This window comes from Moheibacter sp., assembly GCF_049672845.1.
GTDB lineage: Bacteria > Bacteroidota > Bacteroidia > Flavobacteriales > Weeksellaceae > Moheibacter.
Window position 1 is genome coordinate 303,087 of record NZ_JBATWT010000011.1, and the last position, 22,287, is coordinate 325,373.

The following is a 22,287-nucleotide window of genomic DNA, read 5'->3' on the forward strand; positions in this document are numbered from 1 at the left end:
AGTTGTAGTAATAGGATTTTGCTGTTTTAATCTGGTTGATATTTAGAAGGAATAATAGATTTAGACAACTATTGAGAATAAAATAAAACCCACGATGTCGGTCGTGGGTTTTAAATTTTCACTATTTAAGTTTAATTAATTGCTTTGATGATATCGTGTTTCGTAATGATTTGGTATTTTCCATTGTCCAGTTCCACCAAAACAGCCGTTGTGTCTTTGTCGATTAATTTAGAAATTTCAGCAATCGGAGCGTTTGCCTTTACGACCGGGAAAGGTTTTCCCATTATGGATCGGATTGGACGATTGGCTAGTTCCGCATCTTCAAAATATAATTTGAATAATTTGGATTCGTCCAGTGAACCTGCAAATCCTTCATTGTCTACGACCGGAATTTGAGAAATTTCGAAGTTTTTCAATCGGTCGATGGCGTGCGAAACCAATTCTTCGGTACGAACCGTAACCAAAGGCTGGTCGATGTGTTCTTTGATCAAATCGGCTGCGGTTGTGATTTCTTCGTCCAGAAATCCGCGTTCGCGCATCCAGTCATCGTTGAATATCTTTCCCACATATCGACTTCCATGGTCGTGAAATAAAACCACGACTACATCGTCAGGTTTGAATTCGTCTTTCAACTGCAAAACTCCTTTGATGGCCGAACCGGCCGAATTCCCTACAAAGATTCCTTCTTCTTTGGCCAATCGGCGTGTGTAAACTGCAGCATCTTTGTCGGTTACTTTGGTAAATCCGTCGATCAAAGAGAAATCAACGTTTTTAGGTAAGATATCTTCTCCAATTCCTTCGGTGATGTAAGGATAGATTTCATTTTCGTCAAAAATTCCGGTTTCATGGTATTTTTTAAATACAGATCCATAGGTGTCAACACCCCAAATTTTGATGTTTGGATTCTTTTCTTTCAAATATTTAGCAACACCTGAAATCGTTCCACCTGTACCAACACCCACTACAAAATGGGTGATTTTCCCTTCGGTTTGTTCCCAGATTTCAGGACCGGTTTGTTCGTAATGTGCAATGGCATTGGAAGGATTATCATATTGGTTCACATACCATGCATTGGGTGTTTCTTCGGCCAAACGTTTGGAAACCGAATAATAAGAACGCGGATCCTCCGGTTCAACATCAGTCGGACAAACCACAACTTTTGCGCCCACGGCGCGCAAAATGTCCATTTTCTCTTTGGATTGTTTGTCGGAAATCACACAAACCAATTTATATCCTTTGATGATCGCACCTAACGCCAGTCCCATTCCTGTATTTCCAGAAGTTCCTTCGATGATGGTTCCGCCGGGTTTCAATCTTCCGTCGGCTTCTGCATCTTCAATCATTTTGACAGCCATTCGGTCTTTTACGGAATTTCCGGGGTTAAAAGTTTCGACTTTTGCCAATACCAATGCAGGGATTTCTTTCGTGATTTTGTTGATTTTTACCAATGGCGTATTGCCAATGGTTTCGAGTATGTTGTTGTAATATTTCATTTATTTTTCTTTGAAGGTGCAAAGGTAAAGATTAGAATTTAGAAGTTCGAAAATGCGGACGGAATTCTAAGGATGTTTCGACTTTAGGAAATTTATTTCTTCGTATCCCTTTTTGTTTACCGATCTTTTTTACCAACGAATCTTTTTTACCAACGATTCACTCCTACGGAGTGTTTTTTTACGCTACGCGCAAAAAAAAACGGCAAGAAATAAATCCTGCCGTTTGTATGTTTGATTTCAAAAAAAGAAGTCTTAATACTTAATACTTTGTACTTAATACAATTTTAGATATGAATAGCGTGTCCATAGGCGTCTTCCACAGCTTCCATAATGGCTTCTGACATAGTTGGGTGCGGGTGAATGGACTTCATAATTTCGTGAGCAGTGGTTTCTAATCTCCGCGCTGCAACCGCTTCGGCAATCATTTCGGTAACGCCGTCGCCAATCATGTGACAACCTAGCCATTCGCCGTATTTGGCATCGAAAATGACTTTGACAAATCCGTCAGAAGCGCCATTGGCCACTGCTTTACCATTGGCCGAAAAGGGGAATTTTCCGACTTTGATATCGTAGCCGGCTTCTTTGGCTTTGGCTTCGGTAAGTCCTACAGATGCGATTTCAGGCGAACAATACGTACATCCCGGAACGTTGTTGAAATCAATGGCTTCTACGTGTTCTCCTGCGATTTTCTCCACACATAAAATGGCTTGAGCCGATGCTAAATGCGCAAGATCTTGACCATGCACAACATCACCGATGGCGTAATACCCGGCTACGCTGGTCTGACAGAAATCGTTGATTTTGATTTTCCCTTTTTCGGTTTGAATTCCGACTTCTTCGAGTCCAAGTTTTTCAATATTGGCAACAATTCCAACTGCGGACAGAAGGATATCGGCTTCCAGAACTTCTTCGCCGTTTTTGGTTTTGACAGTAGCTTTCACGCCTTCGCCAGAAGTATCGACCGATGTAACTTCGGAGCTGGTCATGATTTTCACACCGTTTTTCTTGAAGGATCTTTCCAATTGTTTGGAGATGTCTTCGTCTTCTACGGGAACGATTCTCGGCATAAATTCAACAATGGTTACGTCCACGCCCAATGTATGGTAAAAATGTGCGAATTCAACACCAATCGCACCACTTCCTACTACAATCATACTTTTGGGTTGTTTGTCCAAGTTCAGAGCGCCTCGGTATCCGATTACTTTTTTTCCGTCTTGTGGTAAGTTCGGCAATTCGCGGGAACGACCACCGGTTGCGATGATGATATGGTCAGCAGAAACTTCGTTTGAAACGCCGTCTTCTCCTTTCACCATGATTTTTTTGCCGGGTTTTACGGTTGCTTCTCCTTTGATGACTTCGATTTTATTTTTTTTCATCAGAAACTGAACGCCTTTACTCATGGTATCGGCTACGCCACGGCTTCTTTTCACGATGTTTGAGAATTCGTAAGAAATATTTTCAGGTTTGTTGAAACCAAAATCTTCTGCGTGGGTTAAGTATTTAAATACTTGTGCGCTTTTGAGTAAAGCTTTGGTTGGGATGCAACCCCAATTCAAACAAATTCCGCCCAATTCGGCTTTTTCGATGATGGCTACTTTTTTGCCCAATTGCGCTGCACGAATTGCTGCTACATATCCGCCGGGTCCGCTTCCGATTACTGCTATGTCAAATTTCATCTGTAATTATTTTAATCTGATTTGACGGCTAAAATAAGAATTCTTAAAGGAATTTTCTCAATGTTGTAGAAACTATGTGGAATTTTATATTTTTGGAAGGAGGATGGATGATGAGTGTTGGAGGATGGAATTTTTAAAAACGTTCAAATTTAATCAGACAGGGAAAACATTAAACCTTAAACTTTGAACTTGAAACTTAAATTATGAAATTGTTTTTTGAAAATATCACAGAAAATGTCAAAGTACCGATGGACTTCCCGTTGGAAGCTGTTTTTGAACAGGCTTTGGAGATTTTTGAAGAGCTTCCGGAAGATGACGGGAGTACCTTTGGGATTGTCAATGAACAAGACATCGTGGTGCAATTCAGTAAGTACAATACATTTATGTGGCTGGTGGAAATTCCCGATTTGTCCAAACATGGGGTTCATCAAGCCATCTGCAATAGAAACCAGTGCATCAGAATTCTGGAAGATTTATTTTCAGGCGCCGACGCCATGAGCGTAGCGGAGTTTAAGTTTGTGAGTTTTCTTTGAATCGAATTTCTTAGCTTTAATTTCGAAATTCGTTTTTCACAAAACCAACTCCTCAAACAACCTTTCCAAAGTTTCCTCCAAATCATCGGCAAATCCAGGATGAGGACGTGAAGTCTGAATACATGAGCTTCGCACTGCGGTCATCCAGCGGAAGCGGGAAGGCATATCCATTTTGGCAATCGGGCCGCCGTTGGGATCAGCCATGGCAATGAGCTCAAAGGATTTCAGGTTTAATCGAACTTGTTCTTCGTCGAGTTCGGTTTCAAAAGCATGAAATTTCTTTTCGTTGAAATAGGTTTTGACCAATAGTTTTTTTGCCTGCTTGGAATAAATCAGAATTCCTGCATTGATGAATTCTTCCCGTTCTACTTTGGGGAAAACCCGGATTACGGCATATTCATATAAGATTTTGTCTTGCATTTTGAGCTTCTTTTATAAATATTCCGGAATTATTTTTTCTGATTTTTAAAAAGTCAGCATAGACCTGACGCAGTTCGGCGGGCGATTTATCATAATCCCAATTCAACCATTCATCGGGGATTAATTCAACCAATTTATGTATGAATTCGTCCGTAATTAAAGGTTTTAAATCGGCATCTGCTTTTTCGATTTCGCTTGCTTCGCCTAATAAAACATGGTCTTTGATAAACGAAAAAGGACTTTCTGCCTGTTTTTCCCAATTGTCCCAACTATGGTGAAAATAAAAGCTAGAACCATGGTCAATCAGCCATAATTCCTTGTTCCACATCAGCATATTGGTATTTCGGAAGGTGCGGTCCACATTGGTAATGAAGGCATCGAGCCAAACAATTCTCGAGGCAGTTTCTGCATCTATTTTCATGACATTCGGATCGTAATTGATCGCACCTGAAAGGAAATGTAAACCTAAATTCGTTCCTTGGCTGGCCTGTAATAAATCCTGAATTTCTTCGTCGCCTTCGGTTCTGCCAAAGGCTTCGTCTAGATGGAGAAAGACAAGTTCAGGAACTTTGAAACCTAGTTTTCTGGCGATTTCACCACCTAGAAGTTCGGCAATGACGGATTTCTCGCGGTGCCCCGAACCTTTGAATTTGACCACGTATTTGAAGTCATCATCGGCTTCGGCCAAGGCAGGAAGCGAACCTCCTTCGCGAAGTGGCAAAATATAGCGCGTCAGATGAGCAGAACGTAATTTCATATTGGATTAAATCGGGTTTAATATTACGATAAATTTTTTAATTCTTGGGTTGCCAGGCATTCAGTCGTGAGAGATAAACCGGTGCCATTTTGGCGAGTTCGGTCATGATATAAAAGAAATTTCCGTTTTGGTAAAAACTTGGAATCTGAGAAGATTCGTATGAATAAAAGATGAATTCCCTGATTTTTTCCTTTGGAATATCCAGTTCTCCGATGAAATATTCGTCTCCGAAATATTCTCTGATGTGCAAAATTTTGGATTCTTTTCCTTCAAAAGCATAGAGGTTTTGTCGCCTGCGCAGGTCACCATTCATAGTTTCAAAAAGCTTTTCAACGTTTAGATAAAACGGAGAAACATCTTGCCACATAGTGAAATTTGAAGAGTCTCTGAGTTTGCTTGCATCTGGATTCACACCCAATTCCTGATAGAGTTTATCGACCACATCATATTTGGTACTGAATTTCGCGTCTTTATCAAGGAATCCGGTCAGTTTCTGAGTCAGAACGGCTTCATCCAGTGCAATAGGCTGAAGGTTGAGGTGAATCTTGATAAAATCATTTTTCATCAGATTTTCAGTCAGATAGAACTTTCTTGATTCGTAGAAGTAAGAGCGAATCAGCAAACTATCTCCTGCTTCCGCTTTGATGGTGAAACTTCCTGTCAGATCTGTAATCGTTGAGAATTTTGTTCGTGAATTGGTGATATAAATTCCTTCGGGTGAAGCATCATTTAAATCAATAATAATAACGCCTTTTATGTCTTTTTCCTGTGCTTGAATAAATCCGCCAATTAAAATCAACAAAAAGAAAAACAGGAACTTTTTCATTTAAATGGAATTAAGATTGGGTTCAACAGTGGATTTGAGTAGGGAAATTTCTGCGGAACTTTGCAAATTTCCATAAAATATACAGAAAGGGATATATTCCATTTCAGGTTTTTCAATAAAAATTAAGTGATTAATGCCAATTGGCTTTATGTAGACGCTTCCCGGGTGTTCTTCTTGCTCGTCATCTATGATGACCTGAATCTCATTGGATTTTTCCTGAGCGAGAACAACACCCAAAAAGCTAAAAAAAACTACTAATGTGAGATCGTTTCTCTGCATGCCTAACGGCAAATTAATGCATTTAGTATGTGAGTATTTTTTTATTTAACAATTGCTTAGGTACGATTTATAAATCTCTTAAGAATACCGCGCCAGCGTAGCGATCGGATAAATTTGCCTTCTTCTTTTGTAACTATTTTAGAATCAGCATTCAGACTTGATTTTAAAAAGCTTTTCATCATCGTAAAGAAAAGTAGAGGACTTTTTTTAATTGTGCTTGCTTTCAGAGCTGCAATGACTGAAATCCACCAACCATAATCCATTTTATAGAAACCTTCGCCGGTTTTTTTGCCGTGGATTTTCTGGTAGTTTTTTCCCGTTGGTTTTTGAAGTTTAACTTCCAATTCGGGCAAAACTTTAACTTCAAAACCATAATATTTTGCAAGAAGTTCATCCACCGTATCCCAACCAATTGATTTTTTCAGTCCGCCGATTTTCTCGAAACAATCTTTTGAATAGGATTTAAAAGGACCACGGACTTGCTTTTTGTTTCCGATTTTTTCATAAATCCAATTTCCGTTTTCTTCGATCATTGCAATTCCGCCCGCAATTCCGATTTTTTTATCGGATTGAAATGTCTGTATGATTTTTTCGAAATAATCAGAAGGTAAAATCACGTCAGCATCAAGTTTTACAATTACATCCCAATTAGAATTTAGTTTTTCAAAACCTTTGTAAAAAGCATTGATAATTTTAGTTCCAGGTTCGTGAGTTGTTTGATTCGATTCAGAATGAGTCATTTTGATGAAGGAATAATTCTCAACAAATCCTTGAACAATTTCTTCTGTCGCATCGGTAGAATTATCGTTGACAACAATGACTTCTTTGGGCAAATAAGTTTGTTGAACAATGGATTTCAACGCATTTCCAATGAATTTTTCTTCATTGTGCGCCGGTAAAATGATGCTGTATTTTAAATTAATATCGTTCGGCATAAACCGCGTAATAGCGTGGTGTAATTCTTCTCAAAAAAGGTCGGATTCCAATTTTTCCGGAAGGATTGGTCCATTTCTTTCTAAACTTTATTTCCCATCCCGATTTTTCCAAAAGTCGGTCTAACTGCCAATCGGTAAATTCATGATAATGCCAGTCGCGGATGTCGTTCATATTTCGATAAGGATCCGCAAACCAAAGTTTCAAGGGAACCGTAACCAAAAGTTTTTTTCCGGGTAAATTTTTTAAAACCGAATAAGGATTGAGCAAATGTTCCAGGATTTCAAAAGCTGTAACCACATCAGTATCAATCTCTTTTAAGTGTTCGTAATGATCGTCTAGATCTTCACCATCTGTATTGGTCACCTGAAATCCTTTTTCACGAATCAGGTTGGATAATGGATTTTCAATTCCTAAATCCAGGATTTTTTCATCAGGTGAGAAAAATTTATCAACCAAATCCAAAGTATGTTGATAACGTTTTTTGGGAACAACTTTGTACATAAGCGCAAAATTACGATTTTTACCAAAGATGATTAACCAAAATAACAAATACCGCTTAAGACTCAATAAACGGATCATCGGATATGCTGAAGAAACCGCTGACGGACTTTTGTTCAAAGGCCGTGAACCGCTCTGGTGGATGCGCGGCAAACCGAATTACAATCAGATTGACAAATTTGTAGGAATTCAGGATAAATTCCATCGGGATATTTATGAAAATGATTTGGTAAATTACCGCTTAAATGCCGAAGCACAGATGCGAAAAGGCGTTATTTTGAAAAATGAAGCCACAGAAAGTTTCGGGATTTTGGATTTGGATTCCAAGCATTTCACAAGGTTGTTTTTGGAAGAAATTTGTTTGTTTAAATCCGAAAAAATGGAGATTTATTCGCATTTGTTCAATCATCCTGAGTTGGAAGAATTCTTGGAGATTGAATAAAGTTAATAGAACGTCCATTTTCCAACAAAATTCTTTACTTTTGGGATTGATTTAAAATTTAAGAATATGTCATACGGATTATTAAAAGGAAAGAAAGGAATTATTTTTGGTGCGCTTGATGCCAATTCGATTGCCTGGAAAGCGGCTGAAAGATGCCACGAAGAAGGAGCAGAATTTATTTTGACCAACGCGCCGGTTGCTCTGAGAATGGGGGAATTGAACGGATTGGCAGAAAAAACCGGTTCGGAAGTAATCGGAGCTGATGCTACTTCTATGGAAGATCTTTCCAATTTGTTTGACAAAGCGATTGAGAAATTCGGGAAACTGGATTTTGTTTTGCATTCCATCGGCATGAGTGTCAACGTGCGGAAAGGAAAACACTATACCGATATGGATTATAATTTCCTGACCAAAGGTTGGGATATTTCGGCGGTTTCTTTCCATAAAGTGATGAAAACAGCCTGGGACAAAGATGCGATGAACGAGTGGGGGAGCATCCTGGCTCTGACTTACATTGCGGCGCAGCGAGTTTATCCGGATTATAACGATATGGCAGACAACAAAGCGTATTTGGAGTCGATTACGAGAAGTTTTGGATATTATTGGGGAACCGAGAAAAATGTGCGTGTCAATACGATTTCTCAGTCTCCGACACCAACGACTGCCGGACAAGGTGTGAAAGGTTTTGGCGGATTTATGAAATTTGCCGATGAAATGTCGCCACTTGGAAATGCAACGGCCGATGATTGTGCGAATTACATCGTGACGATGTTCTCTGATCTGACCAAAAAAGTAACGATGCAAAATCTTTATAACGACGGCGGATATTCCACCACAGGTGTTTCGCAGCAGGTGGCGGATCGTTTTTTATAAAATAAATTTAATTAAAATAGAAACCTCAGGATTGATTTTCTGAGGTTTTTTGTTTAGTAAAAATAATGTTGCCTTGATTTATTTTTCCAGCCGGCTTCGCTTTTCCAATCGGTGAAAAATACGATGACATCAGCTTCTGATTTCCACTCTGTGAAATATATCTTCTTTTTTGCCTCTGATTTCCATTCGGTAAAAAACCAGATTCCATTGTTTTGTCCGGCTTCTGATTTCCATTCGGTGCTATACACGATTAAATCGGCTTCACTTTTCCATTCCGTCACGAAGACTTTCACGTCGGCTTCTGATTTCCAGTCTGAGCTGAAAACGATTTGAGCAAATCCGGAAATGGAACTAAATATCAGAAAAGAAAAGAGTGTAAAGATTGTTTTCATTTTTAAAATTTATTTCGAATTTAAAGTTAGAAATTAAAGTTTACAATTATATAATTTTTGACAATAAGCTAATTTTTCTATATTAGAAGTTCAACTAAAAATTATTTAAGCATGTTTGAAATGTATCAGGACAAAGCCGGTGAATATCGTTTCCGGCTGAAAGCCAAAAACGGACAGAATATTCTGGCCAGTCAGGGTTATGCCCAGAAATCTGGATGTCAGAACGGAATTGAATCCGTAAAGAAAAATTCTCAAGATGAATCTATGTTTGAATTGAAACAAAGCGGAAACGACAAGTGGATGTTCAATCTGAAAGCATCCAACGGACAAGTGATTGGAACCAGTCAGATGTACGAAAGCGAATCAGGTGCCAAAAACGGAATCCAATCTGTGATGACCAATGCACCCGATGCTTCTGTGGAAGAAGTAGAGAGCTGAAAATTTTTTTCAAACCTGAAATTCCGGCTTTTTTTAAAAGGCCGGAATTTTTATATCTTCAATATTCCTCGGAATCCTCGCGCGGCATAATAAGAATCTGCGCCGTTGTGGTACGTGAAAACTTTTCCATAGCGACGATCGCAAAAAAGTGCACCACCTTTGGATCGCACATCATCGGGCGTTAAAATCCAACTCGATGTTTTTAAATCAAATTCACCGGTTTCTTGCAATTCCCGATATTGGTTTTCGTTAAGAATTTCAATTCCCATTTCGTTTGCGATATCCATGGCGCTATTGGTAGGTTTGTGTTGCTTTCGGGCGTCCAGCGCTTTTCTGTCATAGCAAAGACTTCTACGGCCTTTGGGGCTTTCGGGTGAACAGTCCATGAAAATATATACCTTTTCTTTCGTGTCAAATTTCACCAGATCAGGTTCACCTTCGGTTTTTTCCATTTGAATTAATGACCAAATTTTGTCGGGATTTTCCCCGAGTTTTTCTTCAATTTTGTCCCATTCTAAACCTTTGTGATGTTGTTTGTTTGTTTCAAAACGGGATTTAAGAATGTTTAAAATTTCTTCTTTTTCTTGAGTGGAAACTTTTGAGGATGATTTTGCCATAACCAATAATTTGAGTTTTTTTAGAAGAAATAAATTTATTGATTTGAAAACTTTTCTCAAAGAGTTAAAGCAAAAAGTAATTTAGAACTTCATTAAATTGCATATAAACTGTTGGTATTTAGTACTTTGCCTTGGCTTTTAATTTTGGGTACCAAACATTACATGTTAAAAAAAAGATAATCACTTGTAAATCAAAAAAAAAGGATACTTTTGCAGCTTATTTTAAACAAGAACTATTTTAATTTAATTAACATGAAAAAATTAACATTTATTTTATTGGCTGTAGCAGGATCTCTTGCTTTCGTTAACTGTTCAAGCGATGACGATAAAGGAGGAGGAAAAGACTGTTTTGAATGTAATCTTATTTTGACAATGGAATATTGCTACGAAGAAGGTAACGATTATTATACTGTTACTGCAATGGGACAGAATGAAAATGTTCCTTTAGACGGAGAGTCTTGGGCAGATATCAAAGCCGGTTTGCAACAAGCTTGTAGCATGGGATTATAATAAAATTCTAATAAATTAAAAAGCCGGAGAAATCCGGCTTTTTTGTGTCTGGATTCTTTCAATTATTTAATCTGAACACGAATTCCTTCGCTGTGGGCGCTCAACTCCGGCGCATACATATTTTGAAGCGAAGTAATTCCATTCGAGAAATTCCCGGCGTTGTTGGCTCTCACATCGTATTCAAAAACATAAGTTCCTTTCGGCATGCGGTCAATGAAGAAATTGGTAGCCGCATCGCGGGTGCTTTCATAATAACCCATTCCTTGCTGCCATTTGTATGTCGATAAAACATTGGTCGGTTCAAATCCGCTGGCACGCATGTCTTTGATGTGCACAAATTCCATTTCTCTGTCGGTTTGGATTTCCAATCTTACCGTAACCAAATCTCCGATTTGAATGGGTGTATTTTCAGTAATTTTGGTCAAAACCAGTCCGTTTTCTGAATTCTTTTTCAGGAATAATTCTTTACGGAATTTCACGCCTGTTTCGGCCGAGGTAATTTTGTCCAAATCTTCAAAATATTGCCAATACATCGCACCCCAAGCTACGCCCGGAGAAGTTTTCTGCACATCGACTTTCGCCATTTCCGGTTGGATTTCGTCTTTGTCCCAACTTGTTTTTACATAACCTGAACCGCTTTGTGGTGCTTTTTCCAATTTTTTTAAATCTAAATTTTCGCCACCAATTTTCACTGAAATCCCTTCTTCGGCATTGGCCCAATCTTTTCCGGTACTCATTAGGGCAAAAACCGCTTCGGTAGTGGATTTGGTAGAACTCCATTGATTGGTCTGACGGTTTTTCAACAACCAAACTTTCATGCTTTCTACACTTTCTACATCGTTCAAAACTTCGTCAAAAGCTTCAATCAACATCGCCTGTGTCTCAATCGGTGCTTGGTACCAGAACCATCCGGCTACATTGGATTTCCAATACATTCCCATTTCGTCGCTTTCCACCGAATTGTCTTTGATTGAATTCAGTATTTTAACGGCCAAATCTTTTTTTCCGAAACGATTGAAAATCATAGCCAACATGGCTTGGGTTTGCAAGCCTTGTTCAAATTTTCCTTTGTCCAATTCCTTCAGGAAATAATCTTTTGCCTGATTGGCTTTTTTACTCATCGGATATTTCTCCAGAAAATAACTTCTTGCATACAAATATTGAATTCCATTGTAAACCGATGGTGTCAATTTATTGTTTTTCAAATATTTGTCAAATTCTTTTTCCATTTCCTTATCGATGAACTCAATGGCTTTTTCCAAGATTTTTTCGGAATTGATATCGAAATTGGATTCATAATCAATGCCCATTTCTTTCAAATGCCCAAAACCGGAAACGATGTGCGTGGTGATGTAGCGACTGTCGTCACCGCCTTCAAACCAAGGAAATCCACCTGAACCGCTTTGTTTGGCTGCTAATTTTTGGTAAGCGGATTGAAGTTCGTTTCGCATTTTATTCAAATCAAACAAAACCGCAATTCGTTTCATTTGTTCTTCTTCGCTTTGTGCATCGCGCACCCAAGGCGTTTCTTCCAAAAGAAGGGATTTCAGCTCCTGATTTTGTTCGAGTTTTGAAACCAATTCGCCTTTGGCATTCCAATCATCAAAAACCGCTTTGATTTTCGGATTGGAATGGATGATGTGCTGCGAAATCATATTTCCGTAAAGCCGCGCAAAAACCTGTTCCGAACATTCGTATGGATATTCGCGCAAATACGGCAAAGAGAAAATCGCATACCAAATCGGATTGGTCGTCATTTCAAAAGTCAATTTGAAATGATCCAAACTTTCCGATGTATTGTTTTTTAATTTATCCAAAGTGAAAGTTTTGTTTTGACCTTCACGAACATGAATGGGTAAAGTTTCGGTTACCATCATCCGGTTCGACAAAATCGGTAAAGCCGATTCTTCGCCGTCCGAAAAATCGCCTGCCGAAGCCACCACCCGATACACAATGGCCTGTCGGGTTTGTGGAATGTTCAGCGTCCAGGAGACTTCTGTGCTGTTGCCTTTGGAAACGGAAATGTTTTTCGTGGCGTTTGTATTGCCAAATTCAGTATCTACCGGCTGCATAGTAAACGCATCAAACAACATCAGTTTGGCTTGGCCGCTCAATTCTTTGTCGGAAAGATTGGTGATTTTGGAAGAGAAAGTAATTTGATCGCCTTCGCGCAAAAATCGTGGCGGATTGGGAACGACCATCAATTCTTTTTGGGTTCTGATCGTGGTTTCGAAATATCCGGTTCGTAAATCAGGTGTATGCGCCGTCGCCATAAACTTCCAAGAAGTCAGGCTTTCCGGCGTGGTGAACTGGATTTTTACATTTCCTTTTTCGTCGGTGCGTAAATTGGGATAGAAGAATGCGGTTTCTTGAAGATTTTTTCTTGCTTGAACCTGATTTAAAACATCATCTGATTTTTTTGTAGTAACAATTATAGCACCTTTTGCTCCTTTAGTTCCAAATAATTTTATTGCATCTTCTTCACTTAAAAAGCTAATTCCAACAATGTCAGTAATTCCCTTTGTTTCAACTATGTTTCTATCTACAATATTTCCATCAACAACAATTAATGCATCAGGATAATTTCTTAAAATAGGGTCTTCATATTCTGAAAGTATTACAGATGCATTTGATTTTGTTGTGACAACTTCCAATTCCACAGAACTTTCCTCCAAAGCAATTCCGGCAACTTGACCTTCAAGTGCATCCGCTACATTTCCAACCGGAGCCACTGATTTCATCATCATATATCTTCTCTGCTCGTATTGGTTCCAACCAAATCCAAACCAATTGAGTTCATCAAAAGCTAAGTGAATATTCGGATAATAATATTGATAAGGGTTTCGAATTAAATTATTGAAATAATTCGTTCCGAAACTCTGATAGGTATTCCATCGAAATGAAGAATAATTGGTTTTCGTGCCCATCGGGAAATGGATGGAATTCGATTTGAATTGATCGAGCGAAGCATCGTACATCGTCGCCAGCATTTCGGCCAGGAATTTATCTTTTCCTTCGCCGCTCACGGTCAGTTCCCAGATTTCTTCCTGTCCGGGTTGAAGTTTATCCCGAAGCGTTCCGGCAGTGATTTTCAGCGAAGTATCGACCTGCGGAACATTTACTGTAATCGTTCCCGATTTTGCGGTGTTGAATTTCCCGAAATAATAATGCAGAAAGACATTCCCACGGTGTTTTTCCTCAATCGGAAAACTAAAGTTGTTCACATCATTGTTCAATTTGATTTTTTCCGATTGGATGATTTTTCCGTCTGCTTCCAATTGAACCAAAACTTCTGAATTTTCCGTTGCGGAAGTCAAATTAAGCACAGCTGTTTCGCCGGGTTTGTAAGTAGATTTGTTCAAAGTCGCCGTGAAAAGTTCGTTGTCAACGGGCGATTTCTTTTCGTTTCGGTAGAGATAAACCAAACGCTCGTTTGGAATGGTATCTTTTCCGTCCAGAATAAATCCACGTAAAATATAAGTTCCTTCTTTCCAGTTTTTTGGATTGATTTTCAGGGATTTGGATTTTTCTGTGTCGAAATTTTCATTCAAAACCGGAGTTTCTTTTGCCCAGTTTTCTTTTTGGTTTTCATCGCCATAAGCTTCGTGTGGGAAATAATTGATGAATTCATCTTTCGGATACAATTCATAATCGGTCTGTTGCAAAGGCGAATCGCGTAAAACCCTTGAAGGCGGATTGATTTTGGTCAGCGTGATTTTTCCTTTTGCCGGAACAAATTGTCCGTTGAGATTATTCGTCACAATCGGAATGGAGTCGAATTCTGAAATTTCAATTCGATCCGCCACCGGAATATTCAGCATAAAACGAAGATCGCCCACCGTAATCGACTGTTCGGACGAACTGGTTTCGCCGTTGAGATCTGTGATGTCGGCAACGATGCGATAAGTATAGGTTCTGGGGCTTCGAGTATCCTCAGCCCCCGAACTCCGGTCGTTGAGGCTACTCGAAACGACCGGAGCAGCTTTTGCATTGAATTTTACCTCAAATTTCCCGTCTGCGTCGGTCATTGTTTCGCCGTGCGTGATTTCTTCTGCCGGTTCACTTTGAGGAAAATAGCCGCGTTTCCACCAAGGCCAATAAGGATAAACCGCTTGTCGATACACTCTGTAAACGACTTTGGCATTGTCGATGTTGGCGCCCGAATAAGCCATAGCTTTTCCTTTGGCGGTAACTTCTTCTTCGAGTTTGAAAGTGTCTTTCACATCCTCAAATTCCACTTCAAATCGTGGGCGTTTGTATTCTTCTACGCTGAAATAATATTCATTTGAATTGCTGGTGTCGTCTTCCAAATAAAATTGACCTGTCAATCCGGAAGTAGGTAAAATGAATTCGCCGGAAACTGAACCGAATTCATTGGTTTTCAGTTCCAAAGAAGAAACTTCATCGTCGTTTGGATTATAAAGCGAAATTCCTAATTCTTCATTTGGAATGACATTGCGTTTTCCATTTTCATCTTCTTGATATAGAATGGCTTTGAAGTAAACGGTTTGCCCGGGACGGTAAATGCCGCGGTCGGTAAAGAATTTGATGTGGGTCGTCGTTCTTTCATCGGATGAAGATGAATTCCGGTACATATAGTTTTGAAACGAAACGTCCTCGCCCTGAATTTTAAACTGGTAATTTCTGCCGTAATTATCGGACGCAGAAAATTTGGCAATCCCAAATTCGTTGGAGGTAAGCGTGTTGATTTTAGTATAAGAATTCTTTTGGTACTGAAAAACATCTACTTTTTGATTCACAGCAGGAATTCCGCTTTCCCGTTCGGTTACCAAGATTTCATTGTTTCGAAAAACGATGGAATAATTGGTAACATCCAGAATTTGGTACTGAAAAACAAAGCCTTCAGAACTGACTTGGAAATCCGCATTATTGGAAGCCAAAACCAGATAACGACCGGATTTCAGCGGATCGAGTTTGGCGATGGTGGAATGTTCCTGGTAATCATCAAAAGTTTTTAATTCGATTTGGAATTCTTTTTCTTTTGGATAAGCTTTTAATAATTGATCTAATTTATTTTGTTTGTCTTTATCGGCTGCATTTCGGAATTCATTGAGCTTTTTTGTATCCCCGTCATATTTAAAAATTTTAAAATACAATTTGTCCAGATTTTTATGCGAAACCACCATTGGCGTATTCAAATCCGGCGAAATATAAGACTCAACCTGAATTTTAAAATCCGGCGAAAGAATTTGTTTTTGAAGTTTTTCTGCTTCAATTAAAATCGGAGATTTTGGATATTTTGACTGGATTTCATTCAGAACCGATAAAGTTTTTTCGGTCGATGCTTTCTTTTTATCAAAGGCTTTTGGCTCTTCGTTGGCCGCTTTTGTCAAATGAAAATTCGCAATTTCAAACAAGATATAAGCGTTGTACTCCGTAGTTGGAAATTTCTTGGAAAGCGCAATTAATTCATTCAAATATTCCTCTGAAAATCTGTCATTGGCTTCCGCTTTCAATAATTCAAATTGGTTGTACAAATACGCATTTGGATTGTTTTTTTGGAGATGGAAGGCGGAGAGGTTTTTATATGTTGATACTAAAAAATCCTTTCTATTAATTTTTTTACCATCTCCATATGAATTTGCTAAATCTAAAAGAGAAAAATACGCTTCAGTCCCCACCGAACTTGAATAAGGAGAAACATATAAAAAGAAAGAAAAAAATCTAATCGCCCGATGCGCCAGAAAATCATATAAAGTTGGACGGAGCGAACGAGTTTCTTCAGCTTTTGTCAGCAGATAATCCCAATTCCCAATCGGTTCATTTTGCAATTCTTTTTGATTTTCAATGGATTGTTGATATAATTCAGCGGATTTTTGCTGAAAAATATTTTCAGTCCAGAAGCGGAAATCATTTCCGGTGCTTTCGGCAGTTTCGGTTCTTTGGTTGATTTTCCATTGATTTTCCTGATAATAATTGAAATACAATTCAGCCAGCATGGATTGTAAAACCGATTTATCTATTCCTTTGGCTTCGAAAATTTCTTTTTGGAAGTTTTCAACTATCTGTAATTCAGTATCATCATCATCGGAAGTGGCAATTGCAATTTTGGACTGATAAAGCAAAGCCCGAATGATTTCTTGCGAATTTTTGTCTTTTTTTGCTTGCGCATAAATCGAATTGACTGCAGGTAAAACGCTTTTCAATAAACCGTCTTGTTCCTGCTTTTCGATTTCTTTCCATTTGGAATTATAATCAAATTTTTTCTGTGCCATTGAAAATGAGAAGGTTAAAATTATGATGAGAAAAAGAAAATTTTTCATAAATGGGTTTTTCTATAAAGATGTAATTTAATGTAAAATGGTTGGTTAATCAATTAAATATTCTTTTAAAATTGATTTCAGAACTTCTGTTTCCGAATTCGAAAGTTTACTGATTTTTTTAGTTAACCTTGATTTATCGACACATCGAATTTGATCCAGACAAACACTTCCTGTTTTATTTTCTAATTTTAATTCAAATCGCATGGGCAAATTCCGAAGGGTAGAAGTTATAGGAGCAATCAAAACCGTATTCAATAATTTATTGGAAACATCCGGTGAAATGACCACGCAAGGACGAGTTTTTTTGATCTCACTTCCGACGGTCGGATCTAAATTAATCCAGTAAATTTCATATTGCTTTACCATTCCTCGAAATTTTCATCCTCAAAAACATCCGGTAATTCATTGGCCAGAACACCATTTTTCTCAATATCCGCGAGAATTAATTCTTCCCAACCTTCCCGCGGATTTTTAATGGGTTCAATCATGATTTTATCGTCCAAAACTTTGATGCGAGCTTTGTCGGTCAAACCAATCATTTTCAGAAGTTTTGACGGAATGATAATTCCTTTGGAATTTCCGACTTTAATAATATTGGTTTCCATACTTGATTTTAAGCAAAGTTATCACATTGTTATAACAATGTACTAATTAAATGTGATTTTTTTGATTTAGTTTCACCTAAATTTATTGCGAAATTTTCTTTTATTTTCTCATTTAGAATTCTTCGCCTCAATCCACAAACTCATATATTTCAAAGCATTTGTGGCATTGGATTTCATAATTTGTCCGATGAAATTTTGTTTTCTGTGCTGGGATAAATTGGATTGAACTTCAATGATTTTTTGGTTGAATTCTTCTTGAAATAAATTTTTATCGAATTTTTTATTGAGAATTTGAAATCCGATTTCTTGTGCATTATGCCAAAGACTTTCCTTTTGATACAATTCTATTGTTTTGGAAATAAAAATATTTTCGTTGTCTTCAATAATTCCCGGAATTACATCCGAAAACATTCCTTCCGCACCGATGGAAGTTGTGGCAATGGGCGTTCCGGCCTGCATCGCATCGATGAATTTCCCTTTTTGTCCGGCACCAAAGGGAATCGGAGCCAACAAAATCCTTGCTTTTGAAATGACTTCGAGCGCATCTTTTGCTTTTCCGTGTACTAAAAATCCTTGTTTTTCATTGTGCAAATCCCAGACTTTTTGAGAAGGATAAGCCCCGTAAATATGAAGATTGGCTTTAGGTAATTGAGCTTTAATTTTTGGCCAGATGTTTTTCTTCAAACGCAAAACCGTTTGCCAGTTCGGCTCGTGGAGAAAGTTTCCGATGAAAATGAAATCTTTTTTTTCATCAAATGACTTAAATTCCTCTGAATTCGTTTCGACAAAATCCTCCAAAAAAGGCAAATAATGAAGAAGTGAAGGCGTTATCTTAAATTCATTTTGAAGTAAATCCATTTCAAATTCAGAAATCATCAAACTCAAATCCGAACGTAAGATGGAAGCAATTTCACGAGTCGTAATTTCATTATACAAATTGATTTTTTCTTTCTTTTTATAAGTTTTTTCTCGCGCTGAACGCAGAAAATGCAAATCTTCTGTGTCGAGAACCTGCACAGCATTTGGGCATTCTTGAGTGACGCGCCAGCCGAATTGTTCTTCCGAAACGAATCGATCGTAAACCACAATACTTGGATTGAATTCTTTCAGAAATTCATTGAAAGAAGAATGATTGAGTTGAATCGGGATTTCCTTTACAGTATTGAACAAGCTTTGCTGAGTTTGTTCGAAACAAAAACTTGCCTCCGATTTAGCGGCAGCCGAACTGAAAACGACTTCATTGCCGCGGTTGAGGAAAAATTCCACCAACTGCAGAATTCTTTTTCCGGCTGCGGAAGAAGTTGGTTCCGGCCAGACGAGCCCAATAAACAGTACTTTGTTTTGAATCATCAGGTAAATATCCGATTTTTGCATTTAATTTTAATTGAACCCTGTCAAGGTTATTTTCATGCTGAGGATTAAACTTGACAAAGTTGAAAGAAAAACAGAAAGAAATGTTAGGACTGAAATTAGCAACCGACCCAAGATGGGCCAATATTGCAGAAGGGAATCTGGAAGAAATATTAACCGATCATGCCTGGTGTGAACAAAAAGCAGCTTCTAATGCGATTTATTTGATTATTAATAACTCAGAACTTCCAGATTTGGTTTCGACTATGAGTGAAATTGCGATTGAAGAAATGCAACACTTCAAAATGGTGCATGACATAATTTTGGAACGCGGTTACACCTTTGGACGTGAACGTAAAGATGATTATGTCAACCAATTGGTGAAATTTTGTAAGAAAAATGCCTCACGAGAAGAGGCTTTCATCGACCGCTTATTATTTGCGGCAATGATTGAAGCGCGTAGCTGTGAGCGTTTTCGGGTTCTTTCTACAAATATAAAGGATCAGGAATTAGCAAAATTTTACCATGATCTGATGGTTTCCGAGGCCAATCATTATACTGTATTTTTAGGATTTGCCCGGAAATATGCAGGAGAAATTGATGTGGAAAAACGCTGGCGAGAATGGTTAACTTTTGAAGGCGAACTGATCAAAAGTTACGGTAACAAGGAACAGATTCACGGATAATTTCATGAAAGCTTTTCAATCAATACTTTCTATGTAAGTAGAAAATTCTTTTAGAAGAGTTTAAACAAAATTTAGCTCTACAAATTCCCTTGAATATCCACTTGCAGCTTCAGTAAAGCATCATTTGAAGGCGCATTTTCAGAAATGGATTTTGTGATGATGTATTCTTGCAATTCGTTTGCAGTAGCATCCTCACCTAAATCGGCCGCACATTGTCTGATGAAGTTTTGGGTTGCATTCTTGGCGGAATAAATCAATTTCCAACTGTCGGGGTTCACGTAAATTTGTTGGCTCAAATTATGCTCCCATTCGCCCTGAACTGTTTGGATCAAAATAGCTTCATAATTTTTAGCGGTGGACTGAGGCGAAACGCGTCTTGTCAATCCTGTGGGTTTAATTCTTTCCAGAAATAAAGCCATTCGCTCATAAGCAGCGAGACGTTGAGGAATGATTTGCGAATTATTTATTTTTCGAACTTCAATTTCACGTCTCATTGTATCACTTTTCAGAAATTTGTCAATCAATCCGTAAGAAATTAGTGCCACCAAAATTCCGGGTAACAAAGCGATGATTACGGTCCACAAAGTATTTGAATCCATTTTTATAATTTAGTTCGCACAAAGATAAAAATCATTTTAAATTCCTGTTGAAAAATCGGGTTACAGTTTTTATCCTGCCGTTAAATTCCTTAATTTTGCGGAAATTCCGAATTATGCAAAACAATATGAGCCCCAAAGAAATCGTACTTGAAAAAATCAAAGAAAAAGGAGGATGGGTCAATACCCACGCACATTTGGATCGTGCGTATTCACTCACCCAAGAAACTTTTTCCTATACCAATTCCTATCTAAAAGAAAAATGGCATTTGGTGGATGATATGAAAAGAAATTCTACAGTTGAAATCATTTACGGACGAATGGAACGAGCCATTAACCACTTTTTGGAACAAGGTGCTCAGGCAGTCGGGACTTTTATTGATGTGGATGAAGTAATTGAAGACCGCAGTATGATTGCGGCGCAACGATTGAGAGAAAATTATGGAAAGGACATCGAAATCCGTTTTGCCAATCAGGTTTTGAAAGGGGTAATCGACCCGAAAGCCCGTCAGTGGTTTGATCTTTCTTCAGACTTTGTAGATATCATTGGCGGACTTCCTGCCAAAGATTTTGGGCGTGAAGACGAACATTTGGACATCCTTTTGAGCACTGCAAAGGAAAAAGGGAAATTGGTTCATGTACACGTGGATCAGTTCAATACAGACGAAGAAAAAGAAACCGAACAATTGGCACGCAAAACCATCGAACACGGAATGCAGGGCAAAGTAACGGCCGTTCACTCGATTTCGGTTGCGGCCCATCCTAAAAAATACCGCATGGAATTGTATGATTTGATCAAAGAAGCCGATATGCACATCATTTCTTGTCCTACGGCTTGGATTGACCACAACCGAACCGAAAGATTGGCGCCGAGCCATAACTCAATGACACCGGTGGATGAAATGGTTCCAGCCGGAATTTGTGTGGCTTTTGGTACCGATAACATCAACGATATTTACAAACCTTTTTCTGACGGAGATCTGTGGACAGAACTTCGTGTGATGCTGGAAGCTTGTCACTTCTACGATGTGGAAGAACTTGCCAATATTGCAACCGTAAACGGTTTGAAAGTGCTCGGAATCGAGAATTAATAAAATTAGAAATATTCCGATGATAGAGGCAGATTTTTCTGTCTCTATTTGGTTTTAAATAAGAGAAATTATGATTCTTAACGTTAAGAATGAAACATCAAAACTCGAAGCAGTTGTACTCGGAATCCCAAATTCCATGGGATCTGAACCGACTTTGGAAGAAACTTACGATTCCAAATCCTACGAAAGCGTAAAGTTGAACCAATATCCGAAAGAAGAAGATGTGGCTTTTGAAATGGGCGAATTTGAAAAAGTGCTGAAAAAGCACCAAGTTCAGGTGTTTCGTCCTTGGGTTCTAGAGGATTGCAACCAGGTTTTTGCGCGTGACGTGGGCATGGCCATCGACGATAAATTCATCATTGCCAACATCATTCCCGACCGTGCAGACGAGCAGGAAGCCTACGAACGAATCATCAGTTCCATTGCCAAAGACAAAGTGGTACACGTACCGGAAAATGTACACGTAGAAGGCGGTGATGTCATCTTGTGGAACGAATTTATGTTTGTCGGTTGTTACAAACAGTCGGATTATAAAAAGTATAAAACGGCGCGAACGAACTTTGAAGCCGTTCAGTTTTTCAAAGATTTATTTCCCAATAAATGGGTAATCGATATGGAACTTCTGAAAGATGATTTTGACCCTTACAAAGGAATTCTTCATTTGGATTGTACTTTCCAGCCTGTCGGACACAACAAAGCGATTATTTACAAAGACGGATTTTTAAATCCCATGCATTATGACATTCTGATTTCACTTTTTGGGCGTGACAATGTTTTTGAAGTAACCCAAGAAGAAATGTATTGGATGAATCCGAATGTTTTTTCCATTTCACCCGAAATTGTGGTTTCCGAGAAGAATTTCACAAGATTGAATAACCACATGCGAGAAGTTTGGGGAATGACCGTTGAAGAAATTCCTTACCGAAACGTTTCCCGCATGGGCGGACTTCTGAGATGTTCAACTTTGCCTTTAATTAGAGAGTAA

Annotated in this window: 23 protein-coding genes; 8 read left to right on the forward strand and 15 right to left on the reverse strand. The window is 38.5% G+C overall.

The window, feature by feature from the left end:
- Positions 1 to 131 precede the first annotated feature (131 nt).
- Both WBF63_RS05475 and lpdA read right to left on the reverse strand, forming a co-directional pair.
- Positions 132 to 1,493, reverse strand: a complete 1,362-nt coding sequence (locus WBF63_RS05475; RefSeq protein ID WP_424368693.1) for a pyridoxal-phosphate dependent enzyme — start codon at positions 1,491 to 1,493, stop codon at positions 132 to 134.
- A gap of 284 nt (positions 1,494 to 1,777) precedes the next feature.
- Positions 1,778 to 3,169, reverse strand: a complete 1,392-nt coding sequence (gene lpdA, locus WBF63_RS05480; RefSeq protein WP_424368694.1) for a dihydrolipoyl dehydrogenase — start codon at positions 3,167 to 3,169, stop codon at positions 1,778 to 1,780.
- Positions 3,170 to 3,372: 203 nt separating this feature from the next.
- Between lpdA and WBF63_RS05485 the strand changes: the two genes are divergently transcribed.
- Complete coding sequence (locus WBF63_RS05485) at positions 3,373 to 3,702, forward strand: hypothetical protein (RefSeq protein WP_424368695.1); 330 nt, start codon at positions 3,373 to 3,375, stop codon at positions 3,700 to 3,702.
- A gap of 36 nt (positions 3,703 to 3,738) precedes the next feature.
- Here WBF63_RS05485 and WBF63_RS05490 read toward each other — a convergent pair whose 3' ends face one another.
- From WBF63_RS05490 to WBF63_RS05515, 6 genes are read right to left on the reverse strand one after another with little or no spacing between them, the layout of a single operon-like run.
- Entirely contained in the window at positions 3,739 to 4,122 is a 384-nt protein-coding gene (locus tag WBF63_RS05490) for a DUF3037 domain-containing protein (protein WP_424368696.1), read from the reverse strand.
- On the reverse strand, positions 4,100 to 4,879 hold the full coding sequence (locus WBF63_RS05495) for a HipA family kinase (protein ID WP_424368697.1): 780 nt from the start codon (positions 4,877 to 4,879) through the stop codon (positions 4,100 to 4,102). The genes WBF63_RS05490 and WBF63_RS05495 overlap by 23 nt, the downstream gene beginning before the upstream one ends.
- A gap of 37 nt (positions 4,880 to 4,916) precedes the next feature.
- The gene (locus tag WBF63_RS05500) at positions 4,917 to 5,705 is read right to left on the reverse strand and encodes a hypothetical protein (protein WP_424368698.1); all 789 of its coding nucleotides are present in this window, start codon (positions 5,703 to 5,705) and stop codon (positions 4,917 to 4,919) included.
- A complete protein-coding gene (locus tag WBF63_RS05505; RefSeq protein ID WP_424368699.1) occupies positions 5,706 to 5,984 on the reverse strand; it encodes a hypothetical protein in 279 nt (92 codons plus the stop codon).
- A 56-nt stretch (positions 5,985 to 6,040) separates the two neighbouring features.
- Positions 6,041 to 6,919, reverse strand: coding sequence for a glycosyltransferase family 2 protein (locus tag WBF63_RS05510; protein ID WP_424368700.1), 879 nt, complete (start codon positions 6,917 to 6,919; stop codon positions 6,041 to 6,043).
- Entirely contained in the window at positions 6,903 to 7,421 is a 519-nt protein-coding gene (locus WBF63_RS05515; RefSeq protein WP_424368701.1) for a methyltransferase, read from the reverse strand. The genes WBF63_RS05510 and WBF63_RS05515 overlap by 17 nt, the downstream gene beginning before the upstream one ends.
- A 28-nt stretch (positions 7,422 to 7,449) precedes the next feature.
- Here WBF63_RS05515 and WBF63_RS05520 point away from each other — a divergent pair, with 28 nt between their 5' ends.
- Both WBF63_RS05520 and WBF63_RS05525 read left to right on the forward strand, forming a co-directional pair.
- Positions 7,450 to 7,860, forward strand: a complete 411-nt coding sequence (locus tag WBF63_RS05520; protein ID WP_424368702.1) for a hypothetical protein — start codon at positions 7,450 to 7,452, stop codon at positions 7,858 to 7,860.
- 66 nt (positions 7,861 to 7,926) lie between these two features.
- Positions 7,927 to 8,733: an enoyl-ACP reductase FabI gene (locus WBF63_RS05525; RefSeq protein ID WP_424368703.1), complete on the forward strand. Its 807-nt coding sequence runs from the start codon at positions 7,927 to 7,929 to the stop codon at positions 8,731 to 8,733.
- A 53-nt stretch (positions 8,734 to 8,786) separates the two neighbouring features.
- Here the strand turns inward: WBF63_RS05525 and WBF63_RS05530 are convergent, their stop codons facing one another.
- On the reverse strand, positions 8,787 to 9,125 hold the full coding sequence (locus WBF63_RS05530; protein WP_424368704.1) for a DUF6150 family protein: 339 nt from the start codon (positions 9,123 to 9,125) through the stop codon (positions 8,787 to 8,789).
- Positions 9,126 to 9,236: 111 nt separating this feature from the next.
- On the opposite strand from WBF63_RS05530, the gene WBF63_RS05535 reads away from it, so the two are divergent.
- On the forward strand, positions 9,237 to 9,563 hold the full coding sequence (locus WBF63_RS05535) for a YegP family protein (protein ID WP_424368705.1): 327 nt from the start codon (positions 9,237 to 9,239) through the stop codon (positions 9,561 to 9,563).
- Between the two features lie 50 nt (positions 9,564 to 9,613).
- Here WBF63_RS05535 and WBF63_RS05540 read toward each other — a convergent pair whose 3' ends face one another.
- Complete coding sequence (locus tag WBF63_RS05540; RefSeq protein WP_424368706.1) at positions 9,614 to 10,180, reverse strand: DUF4256 domain-containing protein; 567 nt, start codon at positions 10,178 to 10,180, stop codon at positions 9,614 to 9,616.
- Positions 10,181 to 10,432: 252 nt separating this feature from the next.
- Here WBF63_RS05540 and WBF63_RS05545 point away from each other — a divergent pair, with 252 nt between their 5' ends.
- Positions 10,433 to 10,690: a hypothetical protein gene (locus tag WBF63_RS05545; protein WP_424368707.1), complete on the forward strand. Its 258-nt coding sequence runs from the start codon at positions 10,433 to 10,435 to the stop codon at positions 10,688 to 10,690.
- Positions 10,691 to 10,752: 62 nt separating this feature from the next.
- Here WBF63_RS05545 and WBF63_RS05550 read toward each other — a convergent pair whose 3' ends face one another.
- The 4 genes from WBF63_RS05550 to WBF63_RS05565 form a co-directional block, all read right to left on the reverse strand.
- Positions 10,753 to 16,926, reverse strand: coding sequence for an alpha-2-macroglobulin family protein (locus WBF63_RS05550; RefSeq protein ID WP_424368708.1), 6,174 nt, complete (start codon positions 16,924 to 16,926; stop codon positions 10,753 to 10,755).
- Positions 16,927 to 17,019: 93 nt separating this feature from the next.
- Positions 17,020 to 17,340 (reverse strand): type II toxin-antitoxin system PemK/MazF family toxin, encoded by a 321-nt coding sequence (locus WBF63_RS05555; protein ID WP_424368709.1) that lies wholly within the window; start codon positions 17,338 to 17,340, stop codon positions 17,020 to 17,022.
- Positions 17,334 to 17,579 (reverse strand): AbrB/MazE/SpoVT family DNA-binding domain-containing protein, encoded by a 246-nt coding sequence (locus WBF63_RS05560; protein WP_424368710.1) that lies wholly within the window; start codon positions 17,577 to 17,579, stop codon positions 17,334 to 17,336. Before WBF63_RS05560 ends, WBF63_RS05555 begins: the two co-directional genes overlap by 7 nt.
- A gap of 108 nt (positions 17,580 to 17,687) precedes the next feature.
- Positions 17,688 to 18,953 (reverse strand): glycosyltransferase, encoded by a 1,266-nt coding sequence (locus WBF63_RS05565; RefSeq protein ID WP_424368711.1) that lies wholly within the window; start codon positions 18,951 to 18,953, stop codon positions 17,688 to 17,690.
- Between the two features lie 80 nt (positions 18,954 to 19,033).
- On the opposite strand from WBF63_RS05565, the gene WBF63_RS05570 reads away from it, so the two are divergent.
- Positions 19,034 to 19,615, forward strand: a complete 582-nt coding sequence (locus WBF63_RS05570; protein ID WP_424368760.1) for a tRNA-(ms[2]io[6]A)-hydroxylase — start codon at positions 19,034 to 19,036, stop codon at positions 19,613 to 19,615.
- Between the two features lie 77 nt (positions 19,616 to 19,692).
- On the opposite strand, the gene WBF63_RS05575 is transcribed toward WBF63_RS05570, so the two are convergent.
- Positions 19,693 to 20,214, reverse strand: a complete 522-nt coding sequence (locus WBF63_RS05575) for a hypothetical protein (RefSeq protein WP_424368712.1) — start codon at positions 20,212 to 20,214, stop codon at positions 19,693 to 19,695.
- 113 nt (positions 20,215 to 20,327) lie between these two features.
- Between WBF63_RS05575 and WBF63_RS05580 the strand changes: the two genes are divergently transcribed.
- Both WBF63_RS05580 and WBF63_RS05585 read left to right on the forward strand, forming a co-directional pair.
- A complete protein-coding gene (locus tag WBF63_RS05580; protein WP_424368713.1) occupies positions 20,328 to 21,302 on the forward strand; it encodes an amidohydrolase family protein in 975 nt (324 codons plus the stop codon).
- Between the two features lie 70 nt (positions 21,303 to 21,372).
- Positions 21,373 to 22,287 (forward strand): dimethylarginine dimethylaminohydrolase family protein, encoded by a 915-nt coding sequence (locus WBF63_RS05585; protein WP_424368714.1) that lies wholly within the window; start codon positions 21,373 to 21,375, stop codon positions 22,285 to 22,287.